Genomic DNA, 17,711 nt, shown 5'->3' on the forward strand with positions numbered 1-17,711 from the left:
AGTTGTGTTAAAGTCGACTTTAGGGTGTAGAGTGATGTTAATGCATTTTAGATAGATTGTAAGGTGAGATGATATGGGGATTTTTTCTCGTTTAAAGTGGTTTTTTAAAAACCAGTGGAGACAATACTTAGTTGGAGTCATTGCTCTGATTGTGGTTGCGATTTTTAATGTTATTCCTCCACGGATCATTGGGGATGTAGTAGATGCCGTCAGCAAGCGTAATATGACGGCACATTTTCTTCTAGTTAATATGTTGGTCTTTTTAGGAACAGCTATTGCACAGTATTTATTGCGCTATTTATGGCGGAAGATGATTTTTGGCAGTTCTTTTGTTTTGGAAAGAGACTTAAGAAGTCGACTGTATCGCCAATTCATGAAGATGGATGCAACTTTTTATCAAAAGTGGCGAACAGGTGATCTAATGGCTCATGCGACTAATGATATTGATGCGGTTCGTGAAGTTGCTGGACCAGGTATCTTAACGTTAGCTGATTCTATTATTACCGGTACTTCGACAATCCTGGCAATGGGATTAATGATCAGCTGGAAATTAACTCTCTGGGCAGTTTTACCATTACTATTATTGGGAATTATGGCTAATGTCTTAGGTGGAAAAGTTCATGATGCTTTTTCCAAGTCTCAAGCAGAATTTTCCAATATTAATAATAAGACTCAAGAAAGTATCGTTGGTATCAAGGTTCTTAAAGCCTTAGGTCAAGAAAAAGAAGACGAAGAGGATTTTAATAAGTACGTTGAAGATAATATCAAAGCTAATAAACGTTCTTATAGGTTGGATTCATTGTTTGATCCTATGACCACATTGATCATGGGGATTTCATATGTTGTAACAATTATCTTGGGTGGTCTGTCAGTACTTAATAAGCAGATCACAATTGGTCAATTGGTTTCTTTCATTACATATATGGCTCAATTAACTTGGCCAATGTATGCAGTTGGTAGTTTATTCAATGTTTTGGAACGTGGTTCAGCTAGTTATGATCGAATCAGTGAACTGTTAGGTGAAAAATCTTCTTTGGTTCATCCAAAGCACGCAGTGGAATCAGCTCCAGATGGAACTTTGGATTTCAATGTTCATTCATTTCACTATCCAGATGATTCAGCAACAGCTTTGCAAAATGTGCATTTTCAATTAAAAGAAGGGGAAACTCTAGGTATTGTTGGTCCTACTGGTGGTGGTAAATCAACCATCATCAGCTTATTAATGCGTGATTTCGATCATTATGACGGCGCAATCAAAGTTGGTAATCATGATATTCGTAAATATGATGTTGATAATTATTTGAATACGATTGGTTATGTTCCTCAAACTAATTTCTTATTTTCAACTAATATTCGTGACAATGTTCGTTTCGCTAATATTGAAGCTAGTCAAGAAGAGGTTGAAAAAGCTAGCCGGGTGGCTGATTTGGATACTGATATTGAAAAAATGCCTAACGGCTACGACACTCAAGTTGGTGAATTAGGTGTTTCCTTGTCAGGTGGTCAAAAGCAACGTTTGGCGATTGCTCGGGCCATCTTGAGTAATCCTAAATTGTTGATTCTCGATGATTCGCTCTCAGCGGTCGATTTCAAAACTGAACGAAATATTGAACAAAGAATTGCTCAAAATCGTCGTTTTGCGACAACAATTATTGCAGCAAGTCGTTTGAGCTCAGTGGAAAACGCTAATCAAATTCTTGTGATCGACCACGGAACGATAATTGAAAAAGGTAATCATCATGAATTATTGGCTCAAAAGGGTTGGTATTATAATACGTTCCATTTGCAAGAGAAAACAGCCCAATTAGAGGGGAGGTTGAACAATGGATAATAATGAGCAAGAAAATATTCTAAAGAAAGTTCGGTCCCTGTCACGCAAGGATCAGAACGCTATTTTGAAATGGCTCTTTAAATTCGCTTGGAATTTTAAGTTGCAATTTGGAGTTGCCATTGGATTTGCTTTAGTTTTAAGTATCATCAATATTATGTTGCCACGAATGTTGCAATACTATATGGATAATTATTTGACTAATCAAAGTACGGCCTTGAGATTGATCGTAGGTTTTGCAATTCTGTATGCCTTCGGAACAATCGTTCAAGCAATCGTGCAATTTATCCAGAACTTCTTCTTCTCAATGGGTGCAGAACGGACTTTGGAAAGAATCCGGAGCCAATTGTTTCACAAGCTGCATACGTTGGGATTAAAGTATTTCGATGTCACGCCAGCAGGATCAATCGTTTCACGAGTTACCAACGATACTAAAACGCTTTATAACTTTTGGACCTTATTTTTGATGGTGATTATTGCACTTTTCTCAATGATATCGGCCTTTATTGCTATGGCTTCAGTTAATCTTTGGTTAGCTGTTTTGACAGCTTTGTTTGTGGTCTTGTTGTACTTAGTAGTCTGGATCTATCAACACATCAGTTCAAAGATTTACCAACGACTACGTGAGTATTTGAGTCAGATCAATACAAAGTTGAATGAATCATTGATGGGTATCAGTATTATTCAACAATTCGGTCAACAAGGACGTAAAACTTCGGAATTTGAAAGTAAGAACAATGCTTATTATCAGATGCGTTCACAAATGATCAATGTTAATTCATTCCTTTTGAACCCAATGATCAATTTGATGTTTACCTTAGCTGAATTAGTAGCTCTATTAGGCTTTGGAATTCAAAGTATGAACAGTCTGGTTGCTGCAGGTGTGATTTATGCTTTCATTTCTTATCAACAAAACTTTTTCAACCCGCTTTCAAATGTGATGAACTACATGTCGTTTTTCCAAGACGGTTTAGTTGCGGGTTATAGGATTATGCGGATGTTCAATAATCAATCCATTGCTCCTAAACAAAATGAAGATAGTCAAAGTAAAATTACAGAAGGTAAGATTGAATTTCGTCATGTAACATTTGGTTACAATCCAGATGAACCTGTTTTGAAGGATATTTCATTTACAGTTGAACCTGGAGAGAATGTGGCTTTCGTTGGTCACACAGGTAGTGGTAAGAGTTCAATTATTAATATCATGCTGCGATTCTATGAATTTGGCGAAGGTCAGATTCTGATTGATGATTACGATATTAGAGACTATTCTACGAAAGAATTGCGTCAAAAATTAGGTCTTGTGATTCAGGAGCCTTATTTGTTCTATGGCGACATTGCTAAGAATATCAAGATGTTCGATGATACGATCACGGAAGAGGAGATTGAGCAGGCTGGGAAATTCGTTGACGCTGATGAATTTATTCAAAAATTGCCAGAAAAATACCACGCTCCGGTAACTGAACGTGGCGGTGGTTTTTCGACTGGACAAAGACAATTGATTTCCTTTGCTAGAACAATTGTCCGTAATCCCAAAGTATTGATTTTAGATGAGGCCACGGCCAATATTGACCCTCAGACTGAGCAAAGTATTACGAGAAGTTTAAAGAAAATGCGTGATGACCGTACGACAATTTCGATTGCTCACAGGTTATCAACAATTCAAGATGCTGATCAGATTATGGTTTTAAGTGCTGGTGAAATTGTTGAGCGGGGAACGCACGAGGAATTATTAGCCAAGGGTGGCAAGTATGCTGAACTTTATGCCTTACAATCGGTTGAAAATAATTAATTATAACTAAAATGCATGGAACACTATTTGAAATAAGTATTTAACATATGTCGCTTTATGAACGACAATTGGATTTATAAAGATTTTATAAAAAAGGTTTGGTAGATATTAATGAAAAAAGAAATAAACGAGGGTTACTTTGAGGGTGAACGTCCTCTATTCAAAGCTCATGATGTAAAGGTTTCTGACACAACCTTTGGTGAGGGTGAATCCCCACTTAGAGAGTCACGCAATGTGGATTTAAAAGACGTAGTTTTCAAGTGGAAATATCCACTTTGGTATGCTAAGGATATCAAGGTTGATGATTCAATCTTTGAAACGATGTCACGCTCTGGAATTTGGTATACCGATAATATTGAGATCAACAATTCAGCTTTACAAGCTCCTAAATTGTTCCGTCGTGGTTCACATATAACATTGAATAATGTTCATTTCGCAGACGCTGAGGAAACCTTGTGGACTTGTAATGACATTAAATTAAACGACGTTCAAGTTAACGGAAATTATTTTGGCAAGGATAGTAAAAATATCTATGCTGAAAATTTAAACGTTGTCGGTAATTATGTTTTCGATGGTGCAAAGAATATCGAAGTTCACAACTCGACTTTTGTTTCCAAAGATGCTTTTTGGAATTGTGAAAATGTTACGATTTATGATTCTAAGATCAATGGTGAATATTTAGCTTGGAATACCAAGAATTTTACGTTGATAAATTGTACAATTGAAAGTGATCAGGGTCTTTGTTACATTGATGGCTTGAAGATGATCAACTGCAAGCTCTTGAGAACTGACTTGGCATTTGAATACTGTTCAAATATTGATGCTGAGATTACAACTAATGTTATGAGTATTAAGAATCCTATCAGTGGTTCAATCAAGGTGAAATCAGTTGATAAATTAATCTTTGATGATCCTGAAATTGATAAGAACAAGACCACGATCAGAGAGGCTCAAAAAGTTTAAGGAGTGGCTGTATGAAGTATGATTTTGAAACGTTGAATAAGAAACGAGCTGGAAATTCAGCTAAATGGGATGTTGGTAAGAATGAATTGCCAATGACTATTGCTGATATGGATTTTCCTACGGCACCAGAAATTGTGAAAGCCTTGCAAGAAAAGGTTGCGATGGGATTATTTGGATATGAGGAAATACCTGATGAATATCGTAAAGCTGTGGCCGATTGGTATGAAACAGAGCACGGCGTTCGACCAAAAGAAGATTGGATGATTTTTGCAACTGGAGTAGTGCCTTCAATCTCCTCAGCGGTACGTCGTTTAACTTCTTTGGGTGATAATGTCTTAGTCCAAGCACCAGTTTACAATGTCTTTTATAACTCAATCGTTAATAATGGACGTCACGTTGTCTCAAACGATTTAGTTTATCTTAAAGAGAGTCATCAGTATGTAATTGATTTTAATGACTTGGAAGAGAAATTAAGTGATCCATTGACGAACATGATGATTCTATGCAATCCTCATAATCCAGTCGGTAAGATTTGGACTGTTGAAGAATTAACTAAGATTGCTGGTTTGTGTTTGAAATATGATATTAAATTGTTTAGTGATGAGATCCACGGTGACATTACTTTTAACAAGGATGGATATAATCCGGTCTTTGGACTAGAAGATAAGTATTTGAAAAATGTCGTTGTGGCTGTATCGCCAAGTAAAACATTTAACGTTGCTGCCTTTCATGCTTCAACAGTAATTGTCCCTGACAGCAATCTAAGAGCTCAAGTGAGCCGCGGTTTAAATAGTGAAGAACTAGCCGAACCTAACTTAGTAGCTGTTCCTGGAACAATTGCCGCTTATACAAAGGGACATGAATGGTTACAACAATTGAAGCAAAAGGTTTTGGCTAATCGTAAATTAGTACTAGACTTTCTAGCGGAAAATATTCCTGATATCAAATGGGTTGAGGGTGAAGCTACATATTTACTTTGGTTCGATGTTTCTCAAATCACTGAAGATGTCGATGAGTTGACCGATTTCATTCGTCAAGATACTGGCTTGATTGTTACCCCTGGAGATGTTTACGGTGGGGACGGTCAGCACTTCATTCGAATGAACATTGCTAGTCCAACTGAAATGATTCAGGATGGTTTGGATCGTCTAAAAAAGGCTATAAATGATTATAAATAGGATAGAACGAATAAAGGACCCTGATAAAATGTCAAATACATTTCATCAGGGTCCTTTTGTAAGTTAAATTAATTTGCTTGTTTGGGTTTATAGGAATTGGACAGCAATAAAGTATATGAATTAAAGCCGAAGAAAGCAATAATTACTACTAATCCTGTCATAAGAAAACCTAAGAACATAAAACCGATTCCTAATACTAAACCAATCAAGGCAAAAAGCGACATCAATATTTTAGAAAGATTGACTAAACTCTGTTCGTTTTTGAAAGTATGATGATAGAGTTTATCGAATTGTTTAATTTTCTCATTGACGATTTCGGGCTGATGTAATTCCAGAACAATTCCATAAGGTTCAAAACCATTAGAGATCTTATCCTCAAACGAACCGGAAACGACTTCTTTATATTGACCACCGGTGATTCTAATTGTCGGATAAGCACCGTGATTTATCATTTTTTCCAATTCGGAATTGAGAGGATAGGTCCCAATAATAGTGGCTTTTGAGTCCGGTATTTTAGCTAAAACTTCAATGTTTTTTGAAGTCAGATGTAAACTAATATTAGCTAAGTCCAGATTAGTGATTTGTTGAATCTTAAAGATAAACTTGTTTCTTAAGATCTGTTTATCATTCTTTCCCTCAAAGACATCGTTTGGATTGATTGTTTTTACATATTTAATATATTTCGTTATGAAATGGTTAGCATTTTTAGTTAAATTTAAATTTTTACTCAATAAATTAGTCATGTTTCCCCCAAAAATTGTAACGACTAAAGTTAGTATAACAAAAATGTATGCGCTTTTGTTGAGAAATATGAAAGCGCTTTAATTTATTTAATAATTTTTTGATTTAACCAATTTATTAAAAGTTGACTTATAATATTTTGCTGTTTTTGATTACTGATTGAAGCTTGTCTATCACCCTTTTGTGTGCCATAACTACCAAAGCCGGCGTGATTTCCACCTGAGATACTTGTGTAGATTGTTTTATCAGGAAGGAACTTCTTGGCTTTTTGATAGTTTTTGTGCTGTAAAACGCCATCTTGGGTAGCTGTGATTGATAAAACGGGGACGGAGGTTTTCTGTAGGTTACCTTTTTTCTCAGGATAACTGGCTAAGAAGAAAACGCCTTTGAGATTTTTTTGATGATTATGAGCATATCGACTAGCCATGGTTCCACCTAAAGAGTGACCACCGATAACGTAGCCGGATTTCTTAGTTATTTTATCTGCAGCATTAGTTTTTAGAACAGCTAAATCTAGGGGAAATCTGACGATATAAACGTTGAATCCTGCTTCTGAGACTTTTTTAGCCCAAATACTGTAACTCTTGGGCTCGACTAGGGCTCCAGGGTAAAAAATGATACTAGGATTTTGGCTGTTGCCGGAAAATTTTGTGATTCCATTAGTAGTTGTGGCTACCTTACTAGCATTGACGGCTGAGGCAGTGGGCTGATACTCTTTATTTTTAACGACAGCGATTGAAGCAATCAGTAAAATAAGGATAGTTGCGACAATGCCTAGTAACCATTTATAAATCTTTTTCAAAATGAATTCCCTCCTTTATCTATTAATTATATTCTACTTTACAAAGCGACTTAAAATATGCTACATTTAAGAAAATTAATATGTCAAAATATTAAAAAGAAGGAGTACTGTATACTTTATCCACAGGGAGTTAAGAGTAGTGAGAACTTAACGTGTCGGTATATAGGAAAAACATCTTTGGTTTTCTAGCTGAAATTTTTAAGAGTAGGCTCAGACGTAACCCAGTACGTTATAACTGGAGAGTATATAATGTACTTTTGAGGTGTTTTTTACAAAAAACTTGGGTGGTACCGCGGAAAGATCTTTCGTCCCTTTTAATGGGGATGAAGGATCTTTTTTTGTATGCAGGATTCTAAAATTAAAGGAGAAGGTTATGCAAAACGTTTTAGTTAAAGATCTATATAAAAAAGAATTTGCTGACGGTGACAAGATCACTGTTTCTGGTTGGATTCGGACAATCAGAGGTTCAAAGAGAGTCGGTTTTATCGAATTAAACGACGGTTCATTTTTCAAGAATGTTCAAGTAGTTATTACTAGTGACATGGAAAATTATGCTGAAGTAGTCAAATATCCTATCAGCACAACTATTAAAGTTGTCGGTGAATTAGCTTTGACACCTAAAGCACAACAACCATTCGAGATTCACGCAACCGAAGTCATTGAGGAAGGTAGCTCCGACGCAGATTATCCATTGCAAAAGAAAGCTCACTCATATGAATTCATGAGAACAGTAGCTCATCTTCGTCCTAGAACTAACACATTCTATTCAGTATTCAGAATTCGTTCACTAGCAGCTTTTGCTATCCACGAATATCTTCAACACAATGACTTTGTTTACATCCACACACCAATCATCACTAGTTCCGATGCCGAAGGTGCTGGGGAAATGTTCCAAGTAACAACTCTTGATATGAACAATGTTCCTAAGACAGACGATGGCAAAGTTGACTACAGTGAAGATTTCTTTAGAAAAGAAACTAACCTAACAGTTAGTGGTCAACTAGAAGTTGAACCATTTGCTCTAGCCTTCAGAAATGTTTATACCTTTGGACCAACTTTTAGAGCTGAAAACTCCCATACAGGACGTCACGCTTCAGAATTTTGGATGATTGAACCAGAAATGGCCTTCGCCGATTTGAAAGATGAAATGGACTGTTCAGAAGAATTATTGAAGTATGTAATCAACTACGTGATGGATCATGCTAAAGAAGAATTAGACTTCTTGAATGAAAATGTTGATAACACATTGATTGATCGCCTAAAGGCTACTGCCAATGAACAATTTGCTCATGTTACATATACAGACGCTATTGATATCTTGGAAAAGGCCACTGATGTTGAATTTGAAGTTAAACCATATTGGGGCTTAGACTTAGATTCTGAACATGAACGTTACCTATCAGAGAAAGTCTATAAGAAGCCTGTTTTCATTACTGACTATCCTAAAGACTTCAAGGCATTCTACATGCGCGCAAATGACGATGGTAAGACCGTTGCTGCAGCTGACTTATTGGTTCCAGAAATTGGTGAGTTGATCGGTGGGTCACAACGTGAGGAACGTTTGGACAAACTAGAAAAGAGAATGGCCGAACTTGATATGAACGAAGAAGACTACAAGTGGTACTTAGAATTACGTAAGTACGGTGGTACAGTTCACTCAGGATTTGGTATTGGATTTGAAAGATTAGTAATGTATATCACAGGTATGGAAAATATCAGAGATGTCATCGCTTATCCAAGAACACCTGGTAACGCTGAATTTTAAGAGATAGAAAAAAGGAACTCAGAAATTAATTTTTCTGGGTTCTTTTTTACTTGCTTAATAATAAAATCTTTCATTCCTAACTTTATTGTGGTTGATCTGCTGGCAAGGAAATTTTACGTAAGCCTTTAATTAAATAGTTATTTATTAAATACGTGTGTTACAATACTGCCTAAACTATGGTTTAAGTCAAGAAAGGGTTGAAATATTTTGCGATATTTAATTGGCGATGTTGCTAAGAAGTTGAATTTACCAACGTCTACTTTAAGATTTTATGATAAAAATGGATTATTGCCATTCGTTGATCGTGATCAAGCTGGTCGACGTTCATTTAAAGATAATGATCTTAATTTTTTAGAAGTAATTAATTGTATGAAAAAATGTGGAATGACTATTAAAGAGATTCGTCATTTTATTAATCTTTGTATGAAAGGAGATATTACTCTTCAAGAAAGATATGATCTACTTAATAGCGAAGAAGAATCAGTAAAGAGTCAAATTGAGAATTTACAAAATCAATTAGATTTTTTACATTATAAAATGTGGTATTTTAAAACCTCATTGCAAGCTGGTACTGAAGAGATTCACATGGTCGATACAGATGAAGGTGAAAGGGTAAATCCTGATATTCATGAACAATATCAAGAGGCTCTATCAAAGTGTCAAGATATTAAGGAATTAATTGAATATCAAGAACAGTATCAATCAGAATATAAATAAATAGATATTAAATCTTAACTAATTCACTACCTAAGATACAAAAAATGGGTAGTGATTTTTTTATGCAATCTTACAAGTTAAAGGTCATTATGCTTTTGTGTCTATTAGTGTTTGGTTAAATTTTACAATTTGTAGCTTTAAAAAATAAAATATTTAGTCAGAATACTTTATTTTATGTATTCGGTTATTAAACCTTTTGTCTTAAACTATTTTAGGCAGTTAAGAAAGAAGGAATTTCAATATGAACAACAATAATGTAAATTGGTTTGAAATTGGAACAGATCATCCTCAAGAAACGATGGACTTTTATGGAAAAATGTTTGGCTGGAAATTCCAAGAATATACAGATATGGAAAATGAATACTATAATATTATTGAACCAGGTAATGAATATCCAACCGGTGGTATTTTGGGTACAGCCGGTAAAATTGCTGAATACTCGACATTCTATACCTTGGTAAGTGATGTTGAAACGGCCATTAAGGCAGCCAAGGATAATGGAGCAAGGGTTATTTGGGGTCCAGTTACTGATAAGACAGGTTTAACATTTGCTAGATTGAATGATAATACTGGGCATCAATTTGGAGTATTTTCAGCAGGCAAATAGAAAGGTGGTATTAATTTTATGAAAGCAGTTGTCGTTTCTAAAGCTGGTGGTCCTGAGGTATTGGAATATAAAGAAGTTCCAACGCCAGAGGTAAAAGCTGGTTGGTCATTGGTAAAAATTAAAGGATTTGGAATTATTCACTCAGAAATTTTCACACGTCAAGGTAAGTCCCCGTCTGTGAAATTTCCAAGGATTTTGGGTATTGAATGTGTCGGTGTTATTGAACAAACTAGCGATCCAAAACGTCTTCCAGTTGGTCAAAAGATTATCGCCATGAACGGTGAAATGGGACGAGATTTTGATGGAAGTTATGCAGAATATGCACTATTACCAAACAAAATAATTCATCCAGTAACAACTAATATACCTTGGGAAGACTTAGCGGCCATTCCAGAAACCTTTCATACTGCTTATCGAGCATTATTGCAGCTTCAAATCGATAAGGCCAATTCATTATTGATCCGTGGAGGAACTAGTGGTGTTGGAATAGCAGGCTTGAAGTTAGCTAAGGCAATGAACCCTGATATTAAAGTTTTTGGTACTTCAAGAAAAGAAGCTGCTAAAGAAGAGGTTCTTCAATTGGGTTATGATGGTTTTGTGTTGGATGACCATCAGAAGTTACAGATGAGTAAACAAGTGGATAGAATTTTTGATTTGGTTGGGGCTGCCACAGCTATAGACTCAATGAACAATTTGAAGCCGTTTGGTATTGCAAGTATCACTGGTGATATGGGTGGAATTTGGGATATTGAACATTTTGATCCAGTCACGAATATTCCAAATGATCGTTATATGACATCATTTGCTAGTTATGTAATTGACGAAGAACAATTAAATGATCTTTTGAAGTTGATTTCTGATAAAAAAATAGATGTTCATCCAGTTAAAGTATTTTCTTTAAAGCAATTACCAGAAGCACATGAATTTTTAGAAAATCAAACTAAACCAGGAAAAGTAGTTGTTTTGCCATAAAAAAAATTCACAATCGTTATTAATTAGTCTAACGGCTGTGAAGTCTTATTTAAATCAGTTCGGAAATAACATCCAAAACTTTGTAATTGGCGTATTTATTTAATTTTTCTAAAAAATCATTTAATTCAGAACTGGAATGGAAAGCTCCATGAATCATATAATTCATTTCACCTGATATTTTGTAGTGATGACGAATGAAGTTTCTTTGAGAATGGATAAATTGTAGATATTTCTCGTGGCTATAATATTCCATTTGGGTTTCGATAAAAACTTGGTGGGTGTAGCCCATTTTATCTAAATTGACTTCAATTGTGTAACATTTGATAACACCTTCAGCTTCTAATTGCTCAATCCGAGTATTAACAGCAGGAGGAGTCATATTAACGATTTTTGCTAGTTCAGTTTTAGTGATACGACAGTTACGGTTTAATTCTTTGAGTATTTTTTGATCAATATTGTCCATGTTGTTTCTCCCATTAATATAACTATACTATATGATAAGTTTTTTATAAAAATGAAATGTTTGATTATATCAATTGTTACAGGGTAAACGTTCATCCTACAAAGGTTTTCTCTTTAAATCAAATTCTTGACTGTAACGTTCATGTATAGTTTATGCTTTATAAATTGATGGGTTACAAATATCAAAGTATAACTGTGCTAATTTTTTGTTTAAAAGTCGGAATATATTTATTATTAAGGTAAGTTAAAAGAGAGGGGAAACAAATTGATAACTTATAAGGGTGTCGGAATGAAATATGGTCAAAATACCATTTTGAATGATATCAATTTGACCATCAATGATGGAGAATTATTTGTACTAGTTGGGCCTAGTGGTAGTGGTAAGACGACGCTTTTGAGAATGTTAAATCAATTAACGATTCCTACTAGTGGGGATGTTTACTTCTCTGGCAAAAGAATCAAGGATTACGATGTTCAACAATTGCGACTAGATACGGGTTATGTTTTACAAGATAGTAGTCTGTTTCCTAATCTAAGCGTTGAAGATAATATTGCTATTCAATTAGAACAAAAAGGTGTTACAAGAGCTAAACGGCGCAAACGGGCTGCTGAATTATTAAAATCAGTTGACCTTGATCCGGTTAAGTACGCTAAGAGAATGCCGGATGAATTATCTGGTGGTCAACAACAGCGTGTGGCAATTATTCGAGCCTTAGCGACCGAACCGAGTTTGGTTCTGATGGATGAATCATTCAGCGCTTTGGACCCGGTGTTACGACTTAAGTCACAAGATCTTGTTTTGAAATTGCATAAAGAATTTAAAACGACAATTGTTTTTGTGACGCATGATATGCAAGAAGCATTACGGATGGGCCAGAGGATTGCCGCCTTGAATCAAGGAAAGATTCAACAGATTGGAACACCACATGACATTATGCAAAATCCTGCCAATGATTTTGTTAAGAACTTTTTTGGCTCTAAAACGCCGCATTGGTGGAGTATGGATTTCTTGGTGGGCTCGGAAATGTTGACTCAAGTTAATGATAAAGATCTCCCTCAAATCAACAAATTTAGCGATTTAGTTGACAAATTAAAACAAGTTCCTGAATTGAAATTTCAGTATCAGGATAAAAACTACGTTATAACGACGACGCAATTACTAGAATATTTTCAAAAAGAGGGGGGTAATCAATAATGCAAATGTTAATGCAAACGATGGTCAGTCAGCGTGCTGAAATTTTAAAATCGTTATATCAACACATTGAGATCTCCTTTATTTCTTTGTTGATTGCTATGTTAATTGCGATTCCAGTGGCAATCTTGTTACGAAATCACCGTCGATTTGGTGAGATTGGGTTACAAATAGCTGGAATCATTCAAACAATTCCTAGTTTAGCTTTATTAGGACTGTTGATTCCTATTGTCGGAATTGGAACGGTACCTGCGGTAGTCGCTTTGACAATGTATGCAATTATGCCACTGTATCAGAATACTTATTCCGGATTGACGAATATTGATCCTAATTTGGAAGAAGCTGCTGTAGCCTTTGGATTATCGAAGTGGAAACGACTGCAACGTTTAGAGTTTCCTTTAGCTTTACCGATGATTATTTCAGGAATTAGAATTGCCTTAGTTATGATTATTGGTACGGCAACATTAGCTGCCTTTATCGGTGCCGGTGGTCTGGGTGATTATATTATGTTGGGAATTCAACAGAATAATAATTACTACTTAGTTATCGGTGGTGTTTTGTCAGCTTTACTAGCTTTTATTTTCAGTGGTTTGTTGAAGTATATGGGTTCATCGAAGAAACGAATTTACACTGGTGGCGTTGTGATTTTGGTGCTTTTGTTAGGATTGGGCGGTAGTAAAATTTATCAAGCCGTTAAACCTCAACCAGTTCAAATAACGATTGCCGGTAAATTAGGCAGCGAGCCTGAGATTCTAATGAATATGTATAAAGACTTGATTCAAAAGGATAATCCGAATACCGAAATAACTTTGAAACCAAACTTTGGTGGAACCTCATTCCTATATAAAGCCTTGAAGCGAAATCAAGTTGACATTTATCCAGAATTTACTGGTACTGTTTTGGAGTCATTAGTAAAGTACGATAAAAAGACTCCTAAAGACCCTAAAAAGATTTATCATATTGCTAAAGATGAATTGGCCACAAAAGAAAATATGCGTTTCTTGACGCCAATGAAGTATGAGAATGGTTATGATTTAGCAGTTACTAAAGAATTTTCAGAGAAATATCATGTTACTAAATTAAGTGATCTAGAGCGTGTCAATGACAAAGTCAAGGCCGCTTTTGATCCTGATTTCTCTAACCAAGCGGATGGATACTTAGGATTGAAGAAAAAGTATAATCTTGATTTTGCCCAAGTAACACGAATGGAGCCAACCTTACGTTATAAGGCGATTGCTAATAAGAAGGTTAACTTAGTCGATGGTTATACGACCGATCCACAAGTTGAACAGTATAATTTGGTAGTCTTAAAGGATGACAAGCACTTCTTCCCACCTTATCAAGGAGCACCATTGATGAATGAGAAGTTTGCTAAAGATAATCCTGGTATTGTGAAGAGTTTGAATCGTTTAGGCGGTAAGATCTCGACTGAGGATATGCAAGATATGAATTACCAAGTGACCGTCAAAAATAAGAAGGCAAGTGTTGTAGCACATAATTATTTGGTTAAAAAAGGTTTGTTAGACAAATAAGAATATAGAAAAAAGTCGATATAACAATGATTTCATAATTGTTATATCGACTTTTTTTATTTAATAATTTTTCTAACTGAAACTAAATACAGCGGTGATAAATGTTGCTGCACCAAGAAAAATTCCGGGAACATTAGCCCAAACTATTGGCCAATCTTTTTCCTTTTTCATCAAACCATAGGCTGTCCAAATTGTACAGTTGATAAAGGCAACGAGTGGTTGGATGGGATTTCCCTTACTGCCTGATAGGTTGGAGATAATCTGTGGGATATAAGAAACGTACATTAGAACAGACATAGCGCTAGCAATTGTCCCGATTCTTTCTACTTTTTCTGGATTGATTCTCCGCAAATTAATTAACTTCCTTTCATTCCTCACAGCTTTTTTTGTCTTCAGGTAATTGTTGGACAAAGTCGTTATTGTTGAACAAGACTTCTGTGCCAAACGACCGTATATACAACCTAAATCAGACGATTTGTCTTGTCAATCAAGACACTGTTTCATGAAACAATTGTGAAGAATTTGAAGCGGAAGTTAAAAATTATTTTTCTAAAGAAGCAACTTGTCTAACCATCATCAATTCTTCGTCGGTTGGAATCAAAAGAACTTTGATAGCTGAGTCAGGATTACTGATGAGACCTTCTTGAGCAGCTTCGTTTAATTTGTCATCAATTTTTACGTTAAAAATTGATAGTTCTTCGATGATTTGTTTTCTCAGCCAAGCGTTGTTCTCGGCAATACCACCAGCAAAGACCAAAGCGTCAGCTTGATGCAATTCAGTTAAGAAACTTCCGGCGTATTTGACGACACGGTTAACAAAGATGTCGATAGCCAACTTAGCTTGTTTATTAGTGGATTCTTGAGACTTGATGTCACGCATATCGGAGGAAAATTCAGAAATACCCAGAAGACCGGATTTTTGATTGAAAATATCTAAGACTTCGTTAGGATCTTGAAGTTTCAATTGTTTCATCAAATAAGGAACTAAAGCGGGATCAATGTCACCCGAACGTGTTCCCATAGTGACACCATTTAGTGGCGTGAATCCCATTGAGGTATCAAATGCTTTCCCATTTTTAACTGCGGCTAGTGAAGCACCGCTGCCTAAGTGCATTGTGACTAAATTGAGTTTTTCTTGGGACTTGTTTAGTAGTTCAGCGGCACGACTGGTTAAATAACTGTGGGAAATACCGTGTTCTCCGTAGCGACGGATCTGATATTTCTGAGTTAATTCATAAGGCAAACTGTAGATGGCGTTTTTTTCAGGCAGGTCGGTGAAGAATTGACTGTCAAAGACGGCATACTGTTTAACATTAGGAAGGGTTTGGGCCATAGCTTTGATACCCTTGGCTTCCATAGGATTGTGTAGTGGGGCAAAGTTACTTAATTGTTGGATTTGTTTCAATACCTCTGGTGTAATTTCAACGGCATGTTTAAAGACTTGTCCTCCAGCAACGACTCGATGAGCTACAGCGGTGATTTCAGAGAGATTCTTGATAATGTTGCGTTTTTGTAACTCGGTGAAAACCATTTGTGAGGCTTGACCTTGAGTTAATTTGTCTTTGGTAATTTCATCTTTTTTACCAGCATATTTAATCTTGAATAGAGAATTTGGAGCATCTATTCTTTCCACGGTACCACTGGCAAGGATTTTTTCGGAAGGCATTTCGAACAACTTCCATTTTAAAGATGAGCTACCAGCGTTGACGACCAATGTTTTTTGCATTACAAAACCACTCTTTTCTTTGAATTGAGATACTTATCATTAAATATGGTATATAAATAGTCCAGTCATTGCAACAATTGTTCGATGATGGGTTTAAATACTTGTAGAAAAATATTGACTTATGTTGATAGCATATTTCGTGCGTAATTTACTGGAATTTAATAATATTAGATTATAAATATTATTAAGGAAAGTTACGAGGTGGAATAATGAAAACTCTTAAATCAGTCTTTAAATTCATGGCAATAAGTACGGTAGTAGTTGGTGGTGTTTTAGTTGGAGGAACCATTTTAACCGCCAAAGGAATTGATAAAGCAGGCAATAGCTTGAAGGAAAAAATTCATAATAGCTAATCAAAAGACCGCTATAACAATCATTAGGTGTGATTGCTACAGCGGTCTTTTATTGGATTCTGTTTTAAAATTATTCAGTAACTTTTATAGGTGAGAAGTATTTCTTTAAAATTACAATAGTACCAAGGAAAAAAGTTGTGGCTAGTATTGCTGTAACAGGGAGCATGTGAAACATATTTTCTGGCAGAACTAAGGCTAATAATGGAAAGGCAAAGGCTGCCGGAAGTTTGATTCTAAGCAATTGTAATAGGACAAAGACTAATGGTAAGGCGATAATAGCGCTCAATAACCAGGAACTAAGGAATGTGTGCACCAAAACTCCGATACTAGCGGCCCCTACAAGGGCTAGAAAATGTTTACTAGCCATTTTTAAGCTATATTCAGGTTTCTTGTAGGACTTCAAAGAAAACTACCATTACAGGAGGGATAGCGGCCATCTGTGAAAAGCCAAAGAACCAGACTGCTCCTACCCAGACAAGAGCCATAATGGCAAAAATTATCATATGATGTTTTTTCATAATAGAACTTGGTGTTGTATTTTTATAGTTCCCTTGTAAGAAGACCCCACAGGTTAAAACAAGTGTGAAAAGTAAAATTGCAACGATAAATGACCAATGGGTAGCGTTGATAATAATAGGTAATAAGCCGGTTGCAAATGAAGGAGCAAGGTTAGAATGGAGAACGCGCAACAAAATTAACATTAATAGTAAACCAAGCAAAACCTTTTGGGCATATGAAATTGTTAGTTGGTTAACTAAGAAACCAATTATTGCCGTGCCAGAAGGTGCTAAAAATATTTTTAGTGGCTGATTTATCCAAGTTCCGTTTTGATATATCCAGGTGCCAGCAGTCAAAGCTCCAATTTCTGGCAAAATAATTTCCATATCATTCAACATCGTGGCACTAGCCACCATGATAATAATAAATGAAAACCCTATAAGATAATTTTTCTTCTCAGTAGTACTTAAATGCATGTGTTAGTTCACCTTTCTTTAATAATAATTGCATGTAAATTTGTTGAATGTTTTCAGCAAAACTAGATAAGTCTAACACAGAAATATAACTTTTGAAAATATTTAAT

18 protein-coding genes and 1 other annotated feature are annotated in these 17,711 nt (G+C 35.6%); of the genes, 11 read left to right on the plus strand and 7 right to left on the minus strand.

Annotation, left to right across the window (positions count from 1 at the left end; genetic code table 11):
* The first annotated feature begins 73 nt into the window (after positions 1–73).
* The 4 genes from LA20249_RS01205 to LA20249_RS01220 all read left to right on the plus strand — a co-directional run bounded on the left by LA20249_RS01205 (position 74) and on the right by LA20249_RS01220 (position 5,761).
* A complete protein-coding gene (locus LA20249_RS01205; RefSeq protein ID WP_057739217.1) occupies positions 74–1,831 on the plus strand; it encodes an ABC transporter ATP-binding protein in 1,758 nt (585 codons plus the stop codon).
* Entirely contained in the window at positions 1,824–3,620 is a 1,797-nt protein-coding gene (locus tag LA20249_RS01210) for an ABC transporter ATP-binding protein (RefSeq protein ID WP_057739218.1), read from the plus strand. The genes LA20249_RS01205 and LA20249_RS01210 overlap by 8 nt, the downstream gene beginning before the upstream one ends.
* 111 nt (positions 3,621–3,731) lie before the next feature.
* Positions 3,732–4,583 carry a DUF3737 family protein gene (locus LA20249_RS01215; RefSeq protein ID WP_057739219.1) on the plus strand — a complete coding sequence of 284 codons (852 nt, stop codon included), beginning with the start codon at positions 3,732–3,734 and terminating at the stop codon, positions 4,581–4,583.
* Positions 4,584–4,594: 11 nt separating this feature from the next.
* Positions 4,595–5,761, plus strand: coding sequence for a MalY/PatB family protein (locus LA20249_RS01220; RefSeq protein ID WP_057739220.1), 1,167 nt, complete (start codon positions 4,595–4,597; stop codon positions 5,759–5,761).
* 68 nt (positions 5,762–5,829) lie between these two features.
* Here LA20249_RS01220 and LA20249_RS01225 read toward each other — a convergent pair whose 3' ends face one another.
* Both LA20249_RS01225 and LA20249_RS01230 read right to left on the minus strand, forming a co-directional pair.
* The gene (locus LA20249_RS01225; protein WP_057739221.1) at positions 5,830–6,504 is read right to left on the minus strand and encodes a hypothetical protein; all 675 of its coding nucleotides are present in this window, start codon (positions 6,502–6,504) and stop codon (positions 5,830–5,832) included.
* Positions 6,505–6,587: 83 nt separating this feature from the next.
* Positions 6,588–7,304 (minus strand): alpha/beta hydrolase, encoded by a 717-nt coding sequence (locus tag LA20249_RS01230; RefSeq protein WP_057739222.1) that lies wholly within the window; start codon positions 7,302–7,304, stop codon positions 6,588–6,590.
* A gap of 82 nt (positions 7,305–7,386) precedes the next feature.
* Positions 7,387–7,620: a binding site (T-box leader), on the plus strand.
* A 57-nt stretch (positions 7,621–7,677) separates the two neighbouring features.
* On the opposite strand from LA20249_RS01230, the gene asnS reads away from it, so the two are divergent.
* From asnS to LA20249_RS01250, 4 genes are all read left to right on the plus strand, one after another.
* Positions 7,678–9,069 carry an asparagine--tRNA ligase gene (gene asnS / locus LA20249_RS01235; protein WP_057739223.1) on the plus strand — a complete coding sequence of 464 codons (1,392 nt, stop codon included), beginning with the start codon at positions 7,678–7,680 and terminating at the stop codon, positions 9,067–9,069.
* A 207-nt stretch (positions 9,070–9,276) separates the two neighbouring features.
* Complete coding sequence (locus tag LA20249_RS01240; protein ID WP_057739224.1) at positions 9,277–9,786, plus strand: MerR family transcriptional regulator; 510 nt, start codon at positions 9,277–9,279, stop codon at positions 9,784–9,786.
* A 241-nt stretch (positions 9,787–10,027) separates the two neighbouring features.
* A complete protein-coding gene (locus LA20249_RS01245; RefSeq protein ID WP_057739225.1) occupies positions 10,028–10,393 on the plus strand; it encodes a VOC family protein in 366 nt (121 codons plus the stop codon).
* An 18-nt stretch (positions 10,394–10,411) separates the two neighbouring features.
* A complete protein-coding gene (locus LA20249_RS01250) occupies positions 10,412–11,365 on the plus strand; it encodes a zinc-binding dehydrogenase (RefSeq protein ID WP_057739226.1) in 954 nt (317 codons plus the stop codon).
* Between the two features lie 49 nt (positions 11,366–11,414).
* Here LA20249_RS01250 and LA20249_RS01255 read toward each other — a convergent pair whose 3' ends face one another.
* Positions 11,415–11,828, minus strand: coding sequence for an Lrp/AsnC family transcriptional regulator (locus LA20249_RS01255; RefSeq protein WP_057739227.1), 414 nt, complete (start codon positions 11,826–11,828; stop codon positions 11,415–11,417).
* Between the two features lie 264 nt (positions 11,829–12,092).
* Here LA20249_RS01255 and LA20249_RS01260 point away from each other — a divergent pair, with 264 nt between their 5' ends.
* Entirely contained in the window at positions 12,093–13,022 is a 930-nt protein-coding gene (locus LA20249_RS01260) for an ATP-binding cassette domain-containing protein (protein ID WP_057739228.1), read from the plus strand.
* Positions 13,022–14,551, plus strand: coding sequence for an ABC transporter permease/substrate-binding protein (locus tag LA20249_RS01265; protein WP_057739229.1), 1,530 nt, complete (start codon positions 13,022–13,024; stop codon positions 14,549–14,551). Before LA20249_RS01260 ends, LA20249_RS01265 begins: the two co-directional genes overlap by 1 nt.
* A 72-nt stretch (positions 14,552–14,623) precedes the next feature.
* Here LA20249_RS01265 and LA20249_RS01270 read toward each other — a convergent pair whose 3' ends face one another.
* Both LA20249_RS01270 and LA20249_RS01275 read right to left on the minus strand, forming a co-directional pair.
* The gene (locus LA20249_RS01270; protein ID WP_083477970.1) at positions 14,624–14,893 is read right to left on the minus strand and encodes a SemiSWEET family transporter; all 270 of its coding nucleotides are present in this window, start codon (positions 14,891–14,893) and stop codon (positions 14,624–14,626) included.
* Positions 14,894–15,092: 199 nt separating this feature from the next.
* Positions 15,093–16,277 carry an acetate/propionate family kinase gene (locus LA20249_RS01275; protein WP_057739230.1) on the minus strand — a complete coding sequence of 395 codons (1,185 nt, stop codon included), beginning with the start codon at positions 16,275–16,277 and terminating at the stop codon, positions 15,093–15,095.
* Between the two features lie 209 nt (positions 16,278–16,486).
* Here LA20249_RS01275 and LA20249_RS11720 point away from each other — a divergent pair, with 209 nt between their 5' ends.
* Positions 16,487–16,630 (plus strand): hypothetical protein, encoded by a 144-nt coding sequence (locus LA20249_RS11720; RefSeq protein ID WP_164477435.1) that lies wholly within the window; start codon positions 16,487–16,489, stop codon positions 16,628–16,630.
* Positions 16,631–16,700: 70 nt separating this feature from the next.
* Here LA20249_RS11720 and LA20249_RS11800 read toward each other — a convergent pair whose 3' ends face one another.
* Both LA20249_RS11800 and LA20249_RS01280 read right to left on the minus strand, forming a co-directional pair.
* Positions 16,701–17,033 carry an HPP family protein gene (locus LA20249_RS11800; RefSeq protein ID WP_236900094.1) on the minus strand — a complete coding sequence of 111 codons (333 nt, stop codon included), beginning with the start codon at positions 17,031–17,033 and terminating at the stop codon, positions 16,701–16,703.
* A complete protein-coding gene (locus LA20249_RS01280) occupies positions 17,011–17,604 on the minus strand; it encodes a hypothetical protein (RefSeq protein ID WP_235806774.1) in 594 nt (197 codons plus the stop codon). Before LA20249_RS01280 ends, LA20249_RS11800 begins: the two co-directional genes overlap by 23 nt.
* Positions 17,605–17,711: the final 107 nt, after the last annotated feature.

This window comes from Companilactobacillus alimentarius DSM 20249, from assembly GCF_002849895.1.
GTDB classification, from domain to species: domain Bacteria; phylum Bacillota; class Bacilli; order Lactobacillales; family Lactobacillaceae; genus Companilactobacillus; species Companilactobacillus alimentarius.

What these genes read in the sequence shown, in the direction of transcription:
- LA20249_RS01205 (WP_057739217.1), top strand. Translation starts at nt 74, where the DNA reads ATGGGGATTTTTTCTCGTTTAAAGTGGTTTTTTAAAAACCAGTGGAGA.
- LA20249_RS01210 (WP_057739218.1), top strand. Translation starts at nt 1,824, where the DNA reads ATGGATAATAATGAGCAAGAAAATATTCTAAAGAAAGTTCGGTCCCTG.
- LA20249_RS01215 (WP_057739219.1), top strand. Translation starts at nt 3,732, where the DNA reads ATGAAAAAAGAAATAAACGAGGGTTACTTTGAGGGTGAACGTCCTCTA.
- LA20249_RS01220 (WP_057739220.1), top strand. Translation starts at nt 4,595, where the DNA reads ATGAAGTATGATTTTGAAACGTTGAATAAGAAACGAGCTGGAAATTCA.
- LA20249_RS01225 (WP_057739221.1), bottom strand. Translation starts at nt 6,504, where the DNA reads ATGACTAATTTATTGAGTAAAAATTTAAATTTAACTAAAAATGCTAAC.
- asnS (WP_057739223.1), top strand. Translation starts at nt 7,678, where the DNA reads ATGCAAAACGTTTTAGTTAAAGATCTATATAAAAAAGAATTTGCTGAC.
- LA20249_RS01245 (WP_057739225.1), top strand. Translation starts at nt 10,028, where the DNA reads ATGAACAACAATAATGTAAATTGGTTTGAAATTGGAACAGATCATCCT.
- LA20249_RS01250 (WP_057739226.1), top strand. Translation starts at nt 10,412, where the DNA reads ATGAAAGCAGTTGTCGTTTCTAAAGCTGGTGGTCCTGAGGTATTGGAA.
- LA20249_RS01255 (WP_057739227.1), bottom strand. Translation starts at nt 11,828, where the DNA reads ATGGACAATATTGATCAAAAAATACTCAAAGAATTAAACCGTAACTGT.
- LA20249_RS01265 (WP_057739229.1), top strand. Translation starts at nt 13,022, where the DNA reads ATGCAAATGTTAATGCAAACGATGGTCAGTCAGCGTGCTGAAATTTTA.
- LA20249_RS01275 (WP_057739230.1), bottom strand. Translation starts at nt 16,277, where the DNA reads ATGCAAAAAACATTGGTCGTCAACGCTGGTAGCTCATCTTTAAAATGG.
- LA20249_RS11720 (WP_164477435.1), top strand. Translation starts at nt 16,487, where the DNA reads ATGAAAACTCTTAAATCAGTCTTTAAATTCATGGCAATAAGTACGGTA.
- LA20249_RS01280 (WP_235806774.1), bottom strand. Translation starts at nt 17,604, where the DNA reads ATGCATTTAAGTACTACTGAGAAGAAAAATTATCTTATAGGGTTTTCA.